The sequence below is a fragment of the Pseudoalteromonas peptidolytica genome (assembly GCF_012641745.1).
In the GTDB taxonomy this organism is placed as follows: domain Bacteria; phylum Pseudomonadota; class Gammaproteobacteria; order Enterobacterales; family Alteromonadaceae; genus Pseudoalteromonas; species Pseudoalteromonas peptidolytica.
Genome location: NZ_WEHZ01000016.1, coordinates 17,851 through 32,624 on the forward strand (window position 1 = coordinate 17,851; position 14,774 = coordinate 32,624).

The window sequence follows — 14,774 nt, forward strand, 5'->3', positions numbered from 1 at the left end:
CCATGAGCCATTTATTCGATCACACCGATCATTCTCTGTACTCCAACGGCATGACGTTTTTACGTCAGCCAATGGTACGCAATATCACAGATATTGATGCAGACGTTGTGGTACTTGGCTTGCCATTTGATTTGGCAACCTCTGGACGCCCAGGTGCACGCTTGGGTCCAGATGCGATCCGTCGCGCATCCGTGCATTTGGCTTGGGAAAGTAAAAAATACCCTTGGTCATTTGCATTGTGGGACAAAATAAAACTACAAGACGCTGGCGATTTCACATATCCAGTTGGCGATCCTGAATATTTCACTGCGCAACTCGAGCTAGCTGCTCTGCAAATTTTGCAACAAGGCAAAACGCTATTAAGCCTAGGTGGCGATCACTTTGTGACCCTGCCATTGCTGCGTGCTCATCAGCAAATTCACGGCAAAATGGCACTCGTACATTTTGATGCGCACACAGACACGTACAGCCAAGGTTCACGCTATGACCACGGTACTATGTTCTATCATGCTCCAATTGAGGGCTTAATAAGCCCAGAGCATTCAATGCAAATTGGCATTAGAACCGAGTACACAGAGCAAGGCCACGAGTTTGGCGTGATTGGTGCGATGGCAGCAAATGACTTAAGCGCTGAAGAAATAGCAGCGCAACTCAAAACACGCGTCGGCGACTTGCCGGTGTATTTAACCTTTGATATCGACTGCCTAGACCCAGCATTCGCACCCGGCACAGGCACACCAGTATGCGGCGGTATAACCAGCAACAAAGTGCTGAAGATTTTACGCGTACTGCAAGGATTAAATATGATAGGCATGGATGTAGTAGAAGTCTCTCCTTCCTACGACCAAAGCGAGCTTACCGCAATCGCCGCCGCCACCATTGCGCACGAACTACTGCATTTGTGGGCAGTAAAGCATAAATAATCGGATGCAGATTTAGATTAAGCCACCCTAACAAGGTGGCTTTTTTGTTTAGGGTTTATACCCTGTTTTACTTATAAAGTATGCCAGTTATCTTATACCAATTTGCTTAATTAAGTGGTCTATTTTGAGGCGAGCAAATCTTGTCGATAACAGCGCTATTGCTTCATGCTAGCACCAAGATACCTGCATATACTCAATAATGGCGCATGCGACGCCGTTTGCACTTCAGATGTTCGTCTCATTATCTATGTAGGTAGGGCAAAAATAATGCTATTGGGTTGTTCTAAATAAGAAGTTTCGAACGCAGTTAGGATCAGATTTACGCCTTCAAATGGTGCAAGTATTAAGGCCAATTGGCATGGTAACTAGCAACTGTGTAGTGTGCCCCACTAGGCTTTATTTCTTACCATTTTATCTACGGTTACGGCAACAGAGTTATAAGTGGTTTCAAATGTTTCAGTAACCACAAAGCCAACACTTTTATACACTTCTTTAGCAACACAGTTTGAAGCGACAACGTATAGACTTGCTTCTTGCGAAGTAAGAGAAAGTAAGTACTTCAGTAAGTCTTTGCCAATTCCTTTTCCTCGATGATCCGGATGTACAAATAGTGCCCTGATTTCTGTATGACAGATAGCGCAAAATGCTGCTATCGACCCCAGTTCATAAACAAATATTTGAGATTCGAATAGCTGCTCATTCCGTGGTATATCTTCTGACAACGGTAGTAAAGTAAACTCAGCATCTTCCTGTGCCAGCTCATCTAATTTGGATAGATTGTAAATCTCTTCTATCGACTGAAAGTCGTCTTCTGTATATGTCCTTATCGTCAATGTTCACTCCTAGTGGCAAAGTACATGATATGTAGCAGAGTCGCAGGCTAGATAAGAATTTGCAAGCTAGAATATAACCTGCACTTGAGGCTTTATTACTTACTTTCAGCATCTCACCAAAAAACTTTATACTAAACAGATAGGTACGAGCACTAAATACTTTATTAAGCGTTAGGTCTGAACTTTTTTGTCATGCCTTGACTCGCGGGGGAAACCAACTTGTAACCGAGTTTTTTATAAAACTCAGGTTCATCAGCGATCATCGATACGTAAGAGCCTTCTAACACAACGGACGATAAATAGTCATCTATATATTCCATGACTTTACGACCAAGCCCTTGACCTTGATAGGCAGGATCAACCGCAACATCTACAACCTCGAAGTTACAAGCGCCATCCCCTACCACTCGCCCCATGGCAATTAAGTTATCGTGATCTCGCACAGTAATAATGTAGAGACTATTTGGCAATGCGATTTCTGCTGCTTTTATAGACTTGGGAGAAAGACCTGCTTTTATTCGCATTTCACAAAATTCGTGTGGACTGGGAGCTTGAGATTGATACGTTATTGTCATTATTTTCACCTTTGTTATTCTCATTGGTAAGCTTATACAACAAAACTGTATAAATAAACAGGTATTTACACGTTTTAAATTTCAGCCAATAAGTCACAGTAAATAAATTTGCTCTTTATTTTTAGCATTCACTCGAACTGCTTTAACCACCCTTTTAGTAATTCATTCAATAATACTCGCTGTTCGGGCTTCAACTCCTGCACTAATTGAGCTTGTAGCGCGATATGCGGCTCAATCAGCTTTTCAATCAAGCTTAGTCCTTCAGCTGTCAACTCAACAGTCACACTGCGGCGATCTTCCTTACAATGTTCTCGTTTAATCAGTCCTTTTGCCGCCAGCTTATCTAAGCGATTAGTCATAGCGCCAGAGGTCAGTAACATGGTTTTAAATAACTCTGATGGAGTTAAGCGAAAAGGCTCGCCACTACGACGTAGGGTAGCTAGTACATCAAATTCACCTAAGTTTAAGCCGTATCGCTTGTGTAGTTTTTCTACTTCGGCTTCCATATGTTTAGCGATGCGCACCAAGCGACCCATTATCGCCATTGGTGTTGTCTCTAAGTGTGGTTTTTCACGAGCCCACTGCTCTTGTACTCTGTCAATTGCGTCCATCAATAATTGCCTCAACAACAAACTTTGTAAATAAATATCTTAACATAAAGATACTTTACAAAAAGTGTTTTTAGTAATACCTTAGCGAGAAGTATCTCAATATAAAGATAATTAACGTGAATATACTTCTCGCAATGATCCCTGCATTTTTATGGGGAACTACGTATGCGGTAACACAATACACACTTGCAGACTGGCCTCCTCTCTTACTGGGTGCTATTAGGGCACTTCCCGCTGGACTGATTTTGTTGGCTATAAAGCCCAGTACACCAAAAAAAGAAGACTGGCCGATACTGTTCGGTCTCGGTGCAATTAATATCGCCATCTTCTTTGGCATGATCTTTATAATGGCGCTAACACTCCCATCAGCCATATCTAGTGTTGGCATGGTATCTGTCCCCGTGTTCGCTATGTTTTATCATTGGCTTGTTCACAAGCAGCGGCCGGGGTTAGCACAAGGGTTATGCGGGGCTGCACTCATCTTTCTGGCTTGGTTGCTTTTTGATCCAAGCTCTCTTAGCTTAAACCCGCTTGGCTTAGGGGCAATGCTTGCAGCAATAACCTGTATTGTGATTGGCAGCGCCATTACTAAATCTCTTGGCGGCCGTATGCCTTGGTGGACTGTGCTAACTTGGCAATTGATTATTGGTGGCACGATGCTAACACTTGCCGCTGCGTTTCAAGGTATTATCGCTCCAACTAGCTATATTGCAGCTTTTGATAGCTTTTCTGTGGTCAATTTCGTCGGTATTGTGTGGGTAGTCGTACTTAATACGGCACTTGGCTACAGCTTGTATGTATGGGCTTTGCAACGAATGTCGGTAGTAGAGTTTGCTTTTGGTGGTATTGCCAACCCGCTCGCTGGCATTTTAACGGGTATGATACTGCTGGGTGAAGCGTTCTCGCTATTTCAATATATGTTAATGTTCGGCATGATCATGATGCCTCTTCTTCCTGCATTGCTAACTGCAAGGGTACGAGGCAAAGCATTAACCGCAAGCTAGCAAACCATCACTGTGTTTGAGCAATAATGGCTCAAACACTTACCACTGAACGTGCCATGTTGTAAACAAGGTTAAAGCCATAGGCGATACACGTATAGTGCCTCGTCACCACTCGTTTTTGTCTGATCCGTGACAGAACCAATAAGCTGGCCTCCCGCTTTTGTAATGATCCGTTGGCTGGCGGTATTAGAGGCTAAGCACTGAAACTCTATCGACTTAATATCTGTTACCGCACGTAGCTTGGCTATCACCTGTGTCAACACTTGACCAATAATGCCATGACCGCGCGCGTGCGCTCCAAGCCAATATCCGACTTCTGCATTTTGCGCTTTAGGGTCAACATATTTTATGCCAAAGACGCCACAAAACTGTTGCTTGAACTCAATTGCCGACCACAGTCCACCCACCGAATTATTTATTCTCGTTTCAATATACCGTCTAGCATCAGATTCTACTTGAATATCGTTTACCCATGGCAGTACAGCCTCTAAGCTCGTGCGACTGTCTTGCACACAGCAAAAGAGCATTTTTGCATGCTCAACAGATAAACTCTGAAGCTTTATATCCGAGCTAATATCCAACTCCACCTTGGTGTGCTCCAATTGTTCACATTTTATGTAAAACTTAATTGATCGCTAGATAATTTACAATATCTGAATTTGAAAAATAGAAGTATCACTTTTTTATATTCAGCTATTTTGTAATACAGGTAAATTGATAGTAAAACAGCTCCCAACTCCTTCTTCACTCTGCACGGTGAGTTTTCCCCCATGCTCTTTGATGATGTCATAACTTACTGATAGCCCCAGCCCAGTGCCTTTGCCAATTGGCTTAGTCGTAAAGAATGGATCAAATATTTTATCGATACTTTGTGGTGAAATCCCCACACCATTGTCTTGTATTCGAATGATAACTTGGTCATTCTCCATACTTGTCGAAATACTCACTTCCCCATGTCCATCAAGTGCTTGAGAAGCATTAATCAATAAATTGGTTAGTACTTGTATCAGCTTGCCCATGTTTGCCTGTACAGGGGGGAGCTGACTCAGTTTAGTCGACACATTAGCCTGATATTTTAACTCACTCGCGACCAAATTTAAGGTCGTTTTTATGCAAGCGTTCACATCACATGGCTGTAAATCTAGACTATCTGCACGCGAAAATTGTTTGAGATCTTTGACAATTGTTGACACTCGCTGTAAGCCCGACTCAGTCTCTTCAACTAGTGCTTTGCTGTCGCTGTTTAGAAATTCAAAATCCTTGCGGTCAATAAACTCCGCCATGTTTTGCACTGAACCTGTATTTTTCGCCTCCATTGCATGCTTTGCAAGTGTCACATAGTCACTATGGTAGCGCTTCATTACATCCATATTGCTGGTAACAAAGCCAAGTGGATTATTAATTTCATGAGCTACCCCTGCGGCTAACACTCCGATAGATGCCATTTTCTCTGAATGTATAAGTTGTTGCTGAGCTGTTTCTAATTCTTGGTTTATTTTTTCAAGCTGTTGGTTTTTGTGGTGCAGCTTTTGCGTTCTTTGCGCAACTAAACGTTCTAAATCTTTGTTTAATTGTATCAGTTCACGCTGATACTGTTGGCGCTGCTGGTGTTCTTCGGTTAGTGTGTGGTAGAGTTCGTCAAAGGCAGCAGATAACTCTTGTAATTCATCCCGGCTTTGAATTGGTTGCCATTTGAAATCAAATACTTCATCTTTTACACTTTTAGTTATCTTTTTCGCTTGGCTTTTTAGTCGATATAAATTGGTAGTCAAGTACACTCCCAATATATATGAAAAAATAGCAACCAGTGCCATCTCAAATAATGCAATCGAAATTGTCCAACGCTTTACTTCCGACATGGCACGGTTAATCGCGCCGATATCGATTCCGATATGTATCGTCGCAAAATGTGTCCCACCTTCCGTAATGCTGGTATGCACATCAAAAATGCCGTCACTTACTTCCTCAACCAAGCTATCAGGCTCAGATAAACGCGTTTTAAACTCACTCGAGCCAGCATAAGATAATAAGTTTGATTTAACATCAACAACTTTGACATAAAGAATGTCAGGATTAGTAAGTAACTCGGCTGTAAAAGCATCTAATGTGGCCAAATCATAGGAGAGCACGGCATTTTTAGTCGCGCTGGCAAATAATCTAGAAGTGGTGGTTGCCCGCTTATTCATTGCATCGTTTGCAGACACCATCATAAAGTCAATAACAACGAGTATTAACGCACTGAGCAGTACCGCTTCAATTATCGCAGTACCTATCATTGTTTTTAGCCTCAGCGAGTACCTCATATATTATTCTTTCCCTACTAATATATCTATATTAAGCGCTTCAACATCCTGCCAATGTGCATTGGATGCGGGCATGATGGCTGTAAAGTTAACGGCCGCAAGTAGTGCTCGCCCTCGTTCACTATTTGCCAGTGACGTAAGTGCATGCGTGAGCCTAGCTTTGGCTTCTTGCGGCATATCTTGTTTTACCGCAAACGCATGAGGAGTGTAACCTGGTGTAGTCCACAAAATATCCAGTTGAGATTTTATCTCAGGGTCGGTATTTTCTAATGTTCGGATCACGCCACCTCCGGCTTTAACAAAGCCTCTGGCGACATTAAGATACACGGAGTCATGAGACGAAACATAACGAGGGGTAAAACTGATCCCCTGTTTCATCAACTCACTCCTTGGCAAAATACTCGCCGCAAATGCCGCTGGCGCAGGGAAAGCTAGAACGTGGTCATGTAACTGTGACAAGGTATTAATACCAGAGCCTTTCTTCACCACGATAATCCCTTTTATTTGTTTGTTTTTTTGTCTCGCTATAGCCTCATACCCCGCTTGTTTATTAAACACGATAAAATGATATGGATTCATATAAGCGACATCATACTCTTGATTTAGCAACCGAGATTCAAAAGTGGGAATATCTTTTGCCGTTTTGAAGATGTACTTATCACCGGTTTTGTCGTTAATATAATTTAAAACGGGCTGCCAGTTTTTAGCTAGCTTATTTGCTGACTGCTGAGGTACAAATGCAAAAGTATACTCGGCTGATAAAGCCGATAACGAAAAAAGCAATCCTATAATTAGAAAAAACGATTTCATCATTTACCACCGTGCAACAAAGTCTTAATACAGATCTATTAAAAATTGGTTAGGCAGAAACCCAAGTGGCCAGTGCTTGAATTAATATTTAAGATATTTTGTAAGTTGATACATTTTTAAGCGCGACTAACTGTTTATCCCTATTCCAACTTAAGTATAGAACAAAAACCAAAACAACATTTTTATGTTTTCTTGGCTAAAATCACACCTAAAAGATCAAAAAGGTACGCGCTAATTCTCTTTCGAGCCAGTTTGGGCTATTTGGTGTAAATCCGTTGGGTTTCGTCTGTGGACGTCCTGCCTTAGCCAATGTACACAAAGAGATTAACAAGTACGCCCTAGTTCTCTTTCGAGCCAGTTTGGGCTATTTGGTGTAAATCCGTTGGGTTTCGTCTGTGGACGTCCTGCCATAACCAATGTACACAAAGAGATTAACAAGTACGCCCTAATTCTCTTTCGAGCCAGTTTGAACTATTTGGTGCAAATCCGTTGGATTTCGTCTGTGGACGTCCTGCCGTAACCAATGTACACAAAGAGATTAACAAGTACGCGCTAATTCTCTTTCGAGCCAGTTTGGGCTATTTGGTGTAAATCCATTGGGTTTCGTCTGTGGACGTCCTGCCGTAACCAATGTACACAAAGAGGTTAACAAGTACGCGCTAATTCTCTTTCGAGCCAGTTTGGGCTATTTGGTGTAAATCTGTTGGGTTTCGTCTGTGGACGTCCTGCCGTAACCAATGTACACAAAGAGGTTAACAAGTACGCCCTAGTTCTTTTTCGAGCCAATTTGAAAATTGATGTAATTCTGATGAATTTCGACGGTGAGCTGTCTTTCTTGACCAATAGCTGTATCCCACAAAACTCGATATATTTTTATATTGCTTTAACCAGCCACATTCAACCGCAGATCTAGCCAGCACATTGCTTACTAAGGCAACCCCTTGTCCGGCCAGTGCGGCTTGCAATACAAAGTGCTCTTGTTCAAAGTACTGAACTTCATATAAATTTTCATCTACATGGTTTTTCCAAGGAATATTTTTTAACCCCTCGTCATCACGCCAATGTGTAACAAAGAGTACCGGCTTTCTGCCAACCGGTGGTTGATAATTTAAACTACAATAACCGCCTATTTGTTCTGTGACCAAACATGTTTCTTCGGCGTTAGACTGACTATGCCCATAACGGAGTGCAATATCTATATGCTTATCTTCATTTAAGTTTATGAGTTTATCACTTGCACAAATCACCACCTTTTGGTGCGGAAATAAACTCGTGATGATGCCCATCTTTGGCGCTAGCCACAACGCAGCAAATGAATTACAGCATGAAATAAGCAAGTCCTGCTGGTGAGGACTAAACTCAACAAACGCATTGTCCAATGTATTTAGTGTATCAAAGCATGTTTTGGCCAGTGCTTGACCTTGAGCCGTTAACTTAATTGCACGAGTATGGCGTTCAAATAGTGGTACTCTCAAATGAGATTCAAGGGCCTTGATCTGATGTGATACCGCGGTCGGCGTAACATTTAGTACTTTCGCAGCTTCTTTGAAACTCATCAGATGAGCGGCTATAGCAAAAGTCTTAATGTTGTTTAGTGATGGTAAATTTTTAAGCATAACGAACCTATAGTTAAGTTAACCTCATCTATCTAATCAATCTTCTCATTTGTTAAAAAGCTTTATTAACAAGAGAATAAGCTTAATTAATAAATGGAGATAACTAATGAAAAACATTCTATACATAAGTTCAAGTGCAAGAAAGTATAATGACCATAAACCGCAACATCAGTCTATTTCACGGATGCTGGGCAAACATTTTTTAAATGAGCTATCGGCTGATCTGCCAGATGTAGAGGTAGTGCATCGAGATCTCTCGATTCATCAACCCGCTTTTATCGACGAAGCCTTTCTTGCTGCTGCATTCGAAAAGCATAGTTTGAGTGAGGAGCAACAACAGATCCTTGCGGCATCAGATCTAGCCATAAAAGAAGTCAAAGATGCAGATGTTATTGTAATTTCAAGCCCTATGTACAACTATGGTATGCCTGCTGTATTGAAGGCATGGTTTGATCTGGTCATTAGGGTCAACCAGACTTTTAGCTTTGATTTAGCCAGGGGGGACAAGCCGCTATTACCAATACTCTCAGGTAAGTCAGTCGTCTTGTTAGCATCATGGGGAGAGTGCGAGTTTAAAAAAGGAGAAACACAGCACCATTTAAACCATTTAAGCAGTCATATAGAGCAACTTTCTCCTTACCTAGGTGCTGACAATTTTTACGAAATCGCATCTGAGTATCAAGAGTTTAACGACCAAAGGCATCAAGACTCTAAGCAAAAAGCAATTGAGGATACCATTGAGCTTGCGAAGTTATTAAAAGCAAAACACGTGACAGGTCATTAACCTGTGGTCAGACTAAAAAACAAGCTAATACATTGTTTTTATGTAATAAAGTTTGCTCAGTTAGTTTCTTAAAACTAAGCATGTACTAAGACAATTTCAGTGTGATAAAAGTAAAGCGTACAGAAGACGCCCATTTAACCTGTGGTTAAATGGGCTTTATTGCTCATGCGTTTAAGATTGCCAGTAATCTATCTTTAGCGCTCTTTAAGGTATCTTGGTCTACCTCAGCTAAATAGCTGACCAAATAGGTTTCAAGGCTACATTCCTCTCCCTGCAGCTTAGCATCAAGCATGGCAACTTGTTGCGACATTCTATCATTTTGCCACTGCGCTGGGGTCGGTTGATTTGTTAGTATTTCAAGTCGCAAGATTAACTGTTGAGCAGTCAGTTCAGTTTTATTGCTTCCCTGCCATGTTGCAGGGATCACGTCACCGTTTTCAACAGCACTCACCAACTCGTTAAATTTTTCGCGGCGTTGCGATGAAAATAAGTCATCTAGCTTTGACTTTACCTGTGATAGCAATCGGCTTTTCTCTTGTTTAAGCGCAGCTACCACTGATGTCGCTGTTAACTCCTCGCGAATGTTTATCAGCTCATTTTGTGTTACGGCTTCAATCACTTTACTGTCTAATTCAGCTAACAGCTGACGCTGTTCAGCTTCAAGACTTTTCTCGAGTGCTTTTTGCTCAGCATATTGAGCACTGCGCTTTTCAAATACAGCGTCATTATGCGCACGGAACGCTTTCCATAATGTATGCTCTTGTTTTGCACCTGCAAAGCCAATTTGCTGCCATTGTTTTTGAAGCGACTTAAGTAGCTCACAAGATGCCGCTAAGTCATCCGACTCAAGTTGCTGCTCGGCAATTTCAACAAGTTTTGCTTTTTCAACAGCATTGCCTTGGTGGAATGCTTTTAACTGCTCATAAATTGCTTGATGATGTTGACGGTAAGTGGCATTCAGCTTTTGATATACCTTAGCATCAACATTACCAGCACTCTTCCATGCTTTAGCAAGACGATTAAATTGCGCTTCAACCTCTCGCCAATCATTATTTTCGCTTTGAAGTGAAGTTAATACAGCCTCTACATCATTTATAATTGCTTCACGCTTTTCTTTAGCCTGCTCACGAAGGACTTCTTGTTCAGCAAAATATGCTCTACAAGGAGCGAATAACAATTCTATTTTTTCATCAAATAGCACCGCTTGTGCTTTTTCTTCGTCGCTCTCTACGTGGCCTAATTCATTCCAGCGCGCACGAAGTAATTTAACCTCTTCAGCACGCTTCTGCGGGTCGATATCCTCTTCTTGTAACTTGTTGTCAAGTTCACTCAATAAGGCTTCACGCTTTGGCGTTGCTGCATATTTCTGCCAATCTTTTAAATCATTTAATGCTTTAGACAAGCTGTCATGCTGACTTTCAAGCTGTTTTTTGTAGTGTGGTGTGAGTAGTTCATACTGCTCTACAAACCCATTGAAAACGCCAAATGCCACGTTGAAGCGACCCTGCTCAATGAGCCGTTGTACATCTCGTGCCTTTTTCTTAGCGATTTTCAAGGCTTTATCTTGCTCAGCTTTAAGAGGCTCTATAGCGCTCATAAATGTCTGGCTAACCTCTGCAAGTTGCACTTTAGCTGGTTTTTGTAGCATTTTTGGTAAGGCATCTAGGGACTTTCTTACCACCACATACGCATCTTTTTGAGCTTGCATTTGTGCATCGAGTTGCTCAATAGCAGCTGGTGCTTCGATAGCCTTAAGCGCGCTTAATGCCTGGTTAAACATTTCGTTAGCTTCGATTATGCTTGGCAAGTTTGATAAATCCCGTTCAATATTATTTAACTTACTTTGCAAATCTTTTAGGTCAGTAGTATTGACGTACTGTGCAGATGCCATCTTGCTTCTTAGCATCTCTACGCGCTCAACAAGACCTGCATGTGGTGCTAAATCCAGAGCTAAACATGCAACTTCCACTGACTTTTCAATTGCCTCCAACTCAGCAGTGAACTCGGCAATTTCAAGTGCTTGATCCTGTTTAGCTTTTAGCTCCTCTTGTAAGGCTTGGTGCTTTGCATGTAACGATTTTAAATGACGGTGCAGTTTTTCTGAGACAAGCTGATACTTAGCATCAAGTGTCGCAACCGTCTCTTCGTCAAGCCATTTAAGCTCAATACTTTGCCACTGTGCAAACAACTGCTCTGCTTGTGTATTCACTTGCTCAAAATCGGCCTTATCTCGTAGCGCATTAAGTTTCGCAAGTACAACTCGTGTTTGCTCAGCCACTTGTGCTGGCATCTCTTTAGCTAGCCGCTGTTGCTCAAGCGCATGCTCAATGGCTCCTAGTGCCTTACCTTTAGCGCTCTTTAATACAGATTTTTCAAGACTGTGCTGATAAATAAGATCAAGCATTAATGCTTGAAGTGACTCGTCACCATCTTTAAACGTCTTTTCAATTAATGATACATTTGCTAAGCGCTTTAGCAGTTTAACCTTAGTGCTTGAGTCTGTTTCACGCACAGCAACTTTTTCGAGCGTTTTCACCGGGGCATAACGTTCTATGTACTCTTCACGAATTTCTTGCAGCAGCGCATTATCTTGGTTGATAACAGCACTAGATATTTTTTGCTCTGCCAGTTCTTTAAGCTCACTATCTTGCTTATAAACTTTCCACCAAAGCCCCAGATCATTAACTCTGGTAAGAACCTTTTTCCGGATCTGCGCAGACTCATCTTCGAGCGCTAGAGTGTGGAGCAATGTCGCATCTTTACTTAGATCTAGTTTGTCTACCGCTTGTGAACGAACGTCTACTTTAGGGTGTTTCCATTTCGGTGTAAAAAGGTGTTTAAAGATCATTTTCACTGAACCTAGCTATTTCATTATCGGCTTTGAATTCTTGTTGTAATTCGCGTTTGGATTTTTGCACCATCTCACCTTTTTCGTTTATGGTGAATTGTTCGTTGGATTTGACTACCTTTGCTTGGTATAGCATCACCAACTGAACCGTTTGCTCTTTTTGGGCTTCACTAAGAGGCGTACCATCAGGCCACTTCCCCGTCGCTGCACCATATTGCAAACGTTCGAATATTTCTGGGGTAATATTTTGAACTAAGCTATCTACATTCATTACTACTTTTTCTTTTTCAAAATAACGAGTATTACTCGATTAATTAAGTACCAAACCGTGCCAATACCTATCGCGCTTTTACTTGCTATCATTTCGAAGGAGTTAGGCGCAGGCTGTTGCCAATAAATATATAAGAATCCGCCAAGCACTAGGATCAGTGCAATAAATGAATAATTCATCACTGTTTGTTGACGCTTGACGCGATTTCTAGAGGCTGCTCTTTCTCTGTCTTCTTGAGAAAAGTCTGCTAAATTGGTTTCACAATGAGGGCAGGACTTGTGTTTGGAGGAAATAGATTTATTGCAGCTGGGGCACTGTGCTATTGCCATCGTGTTACTTCTCCATTATACAAAAAAGGGCACCTGTGAAGTGCCCTATTCTACTACCTTTGCGATGCCTTGTCCTTAGATGACAAGATAATTTTAATTAAAATTCGCTCACTGTTTGTGTTCTTTGTTGAAATCTTCCCAGTAATCTTTCACCGAAGATTTCATTTCTTTTCGTAGCAGGAAAATACCAAACAGGTTAGGTAGCGTCATCACAACAATTGCTACCGCTGCAAGTTTCCAAACCAGAGTTGTGTCTGCAAACGACGCCCAAAAGAAACCCGCCACATAAAATACTCGATACGGCATCACAGAGCGGCTACCTAGCAAGTAAATCATAGCTCGGTCACCATAGTAAGACCACGCAATTGCTGTAGAAAATGCAAACAACAACAAACCAATAGAGACAATATATTTACCATTTTCGCCTAAATAGCCTCTGGTAAATGCTTTAGTTGTTAATTCAGCAGAATGAACCAGCGAGTGACCAATCAAGCTTATGCTATTGTCTGTTGGTAACCCGTTTTTCACCTCAACAATTCCAGTGTATTTGTGACGCTCAGTAATACCAAAACGTACTTTCTCGCCAATGGAGCGCGAATGGATAACCGTGAAGTTTTCCGTTACTGCTTTACCCTGTACAACTTCAATTTCGCCATTAAATGGTTTTACATTGTGCTCTTTTTTACCATTTAAGTAAGCATATAGAGCTTCTCGGTCTTGCTGGTTAGACTCGTCATATTTACCATCGAGAATAATCATTGATGAACGCTCGAAGTGAGTTTCGAATTTTTCAGTCCACACACCTGAGGACAAGATAACAAGTCCAGTCAAGGTACAGATAATGATGGTGTCGATAAATGGTTCTAAAATAGAAACCATCCCCTCTGACACTGGCTCGTCGGCTTTTGCCGAAGCATGCGCGATGGGTGCAGAGCCTTGACCTGCTTCGTTAGAAAATAAGCCACGGTTTACGCCACGATTAAACGCATAGGCAAAAGAAGCTCCCAAGAAGCCCCCTGCAGCCGCTGAGCCCGTAAACGCATCAGTAAAAACAGAAAGAAACGAAGGAACAATATTCTCAATGTTGTAGAAGATAACTGCAAAAGATCCCAAAATATAGATAGCGGCCATCAGTGGTACAATACGAGATGTAATGGCTGCAATACGCTTAATACCACCTAAAATAACAAGCGCTAGTAGAATTGAAAGCACTGCACCTGTGGCCATCGGAGCAAAACCGAAGGTCGCTTCCATGCCCTGTGCAATATTGTTTATCTGCGGCAAGCTACCGGTACCAAATGAGCTGATAACAGTCGCGATTGCAAATAACACCGCTAACCATTTCATGTTCAGGCGGCGATCCATATAATACATAGGACCCCCTGCCATTGTGCCATCATCTGTTTGCACGCGATATTTGTGAGAGAGGGTCACTTCCACAAATTTGGTTGTCATACCAAAAAATGCCGTCATCCACATCCAAAAGAGTGCCGCGGGTCCACCAATTGAAATCGCCAGAGCCACCCCTCCAATATTACCTGTTCCAACCGTACCAGAGAGTGCTGTTGCCAGTGCTTGGAAGTGCGTGGTATCCCCTTCTAGGCCTTTTTTATCGTATTTTCCCGTCACCACCTTACACGCATGTTTGAAATATCGTATTTGTGGAAATTTCAGGTAAATGGTAAAAAATAAACCAACCCCCAGCAACACATACGGGAACCAAGGTGAACCACCTAACATCCCATCTAAGCTATCTAATAAGCTGCCTAACGCATCCACGATTATTCCCCTTTATTGTTGTTATTACACCCTGTTGAGGTGTTTTAAAAACGTCTTTATGTTAATTATTTGTTTTTACAATCATACA

At 41.8% G+C, this 14,774-nt stretch carries 14 protein-coding genes; 3 read left to right on the forward strand and 11 right to left on the reverse strand.

What is annotated here, in order from left to right; all coding sequences use genetic code 11:
* The first annotated feature begins 2 nt into the window (after positions 1 to 2).
* On the forward strand, positions 3 to 923 hold the full coding sequence (speB, locus tag F9Y84_RS11775; RefSeq protein WP_147390334.1) for an agmatinase: 921 nt from the start codon (positions 3 to 5) through the stop codon (positions 921 to 923).
* A 389-nt stretch (positions 924 to 1,312) separates the two neighbouring features.
* Here speB and F9Y84_RS11780 read toward each other — a convergent pair whose 3' ends face one another.
* From F9Y84_RS11780 to F9Y84_RS11790, 3 genes are all read right to left on the reverse strand, one after another.
* Positions 1,313 to 1,756, reverse strand: a complete 444-nt coding sequence (locus F9Y84_RS11780) for a GNAT family N-acetyltransferase (protein ID WP_147390333.1) — start codon at positions 1,754 to 1,756, stop codon at positions 1,313 to 1,315.
* Positions 1,757 to 1,920: 164 nt separating this feature from the next.
* A complete protein-coding gene (locus F9Y84_RS11785; RefSeq protein WP_125254106.1) occupies positions 1,921 to 2,331 on the reverse strand; it encodes a GNAT family N-acetyltransferase in 411 nt (136 codons plus the stop codon).
* A gap of 128 nt (positions 2,332 to 2,459) precedes the next feature.
* On the reverse strand, positions 2,460 to 2,942 hold the full coding sequence (locus F9Y84_RS11790) for a MarR family winged helix-turn-helix transcriptional regulator (protein WP_147390332.1): 483 nt from the start codon (positions 2,940 to 2,942) through the stop codon (positions 2,460 to 2,462).
* A 116-nt stretch (positions 2,943 to 3,058) separates the two neighbouring features.
* On the opposite strand from F9Y84_RS11790, the gene F9Y84_RS11795 reads away from it, so the two are divergent.
* On the forward strand, positions 3,059 to 3,946 hold the full coding sequence (locus tag F9Y84_RS11795; protein WP_192503263.1) for a DMT family transporter: 888 nt from the start codon (positions 3,059 to 3,061) through the stop codon (positions 3,944 to 3,946).
* A gap of 71 nt (positions 3,947 to 4,017) precedes the next feature.
* Here the strand turns inward: F9Y84_RS11795 and F9Y84_RS11800 are convergent, their stop codons facing one another.
* From F9Y84_RS11800 to F9Y84_RS11815, 4 genes are all read right to left on the reverse strand, one after another.
* Entirely contained in the window at positions 4,018 to 4,548 is a 531-nt protein-coding gene (locus tag F9Y84_RS11800; protein WP_225740728.1) for a GNAT family N-acetyltransferase, read from the reverse strand.
* A gap of 87 nt (positions 4,549 to 4,635) precedes the next feature.
* Positions 4,636 to 6,222 (reverse strand): sensor histidine kinase, encoded by a 1,587-nt coding sequence (locus F9Y84_RS11805; protein WP_147390349.1) that lies wholly within the window; start codon positions 6,220 to 6,222, stop codon positions 4,636 to 4,638.
* Positions 6,223 to 6,252: 30 nt separating this feature from the next.
* The gene (locus F9Y84_RS11810; RefSeq protein ID WP_147390348.1) at positions 6,253 to 7,059 is read right to left on the reverse strand and encodes a phosphate/phosphite/phosphonate ABC transporter substrate-binding protein; all 807 of its coding nucleotides are present in this window, start codon (positions 7,057 to 7,059) and stop codon (positions 6,253 to 6,255) included.
* 752 nt (positions 7,060 to 7,811) lie between these two features.
* Positions 7,812 to 8,675, reverse strand: coding sequence for a LysR family transcriptional regulator (locus F9Y84_RS11815; RefSeq protein ID WP_147391216.1), 864 nt, complete (start codon positions 8,673 to 8,675; stop codon positions 7,812 to 7,814).
* A gap of 106 nt (positions 8,676 to 8,781) precedes the next feature.
* Here F9Y84_RS11815 and F9Y84_RS11820 point away from each other — a divergent pair, with 106 nt between their 5' ends.
* On the forward strand, positions 8,782 to 9,459 hold the full coding sequence (locus F9Y84_RS11820) for an FMN-dependent NADH-azoreductase (RefSeq protein ID WP_147391215.1): 678 nt from the start codon (positions 8,782 to 8,784) through the stop codon (positions 9,457 to 9,459).
* A gap of 163 nt (positions 9,460 to 9,622) precedes the next feature.
* Here F9Y84_RS11820 and F9Y84_RS11825 read toward each other — a convergent pair whose 3' ends face one another.
* From F9Y84_RS11825 to F9Y84_RS11840, 4 genes are all read right to left on the reverse strand, one after another.
* The gene (locus tag F9Y84_RS11825) at positions 9,623 to 12,307 is read right to left on the reverse strand and encodes a DUF349 domain-containing protein (RefSeq protein ID WP_147391214.1); all 2,685 of its coding nucleotides are present in this window, start codon (positions 12,305 to 12,307) and stop codon (positions 9,623 to 9,625) included.
* A complete protein-coding gene (locus tag F9Y84_RS11830) occupies positions 12,297 to 12,578 on the reverse strand; it encodes a YeaC family protein (RefSeq protein WP_125254388.1) in 282 nt (93 codons plus the stop codon). The genes F9Y84_RS11825 and F9Y84_RS11830 overlap by 11 nt, the downstream gene beginning before the upstream one ends.
* Before the next feature lie 2 nt (positions 12,579 to 12,580).
* A complete protein-coding gene (locus F9Y84_RS11835; protein ID WP_125254389.1) occupies positions 12,581 to 12,907 on the reverse strand; it encodes a hypothetical protein in 327 nt (108 codons plus the stop codon).
* Between the two features lie 108 nt (positions 12,908 to 13,015).
* Positions 13,016 to 14,686 (reverse strand): alanine/glycine:cation symporter family protein, encoded by a 1,671-nt coding sequence (locus F9Y84_RS11840; protein ID WP_128732238.1) that lies wholly within the window; start codon positions 14,684 to 14,686, stop codon positions 13,016 to 13,018.
* Positions 14,687 to 14,774 lie beyond the last annotated feature (88 nt).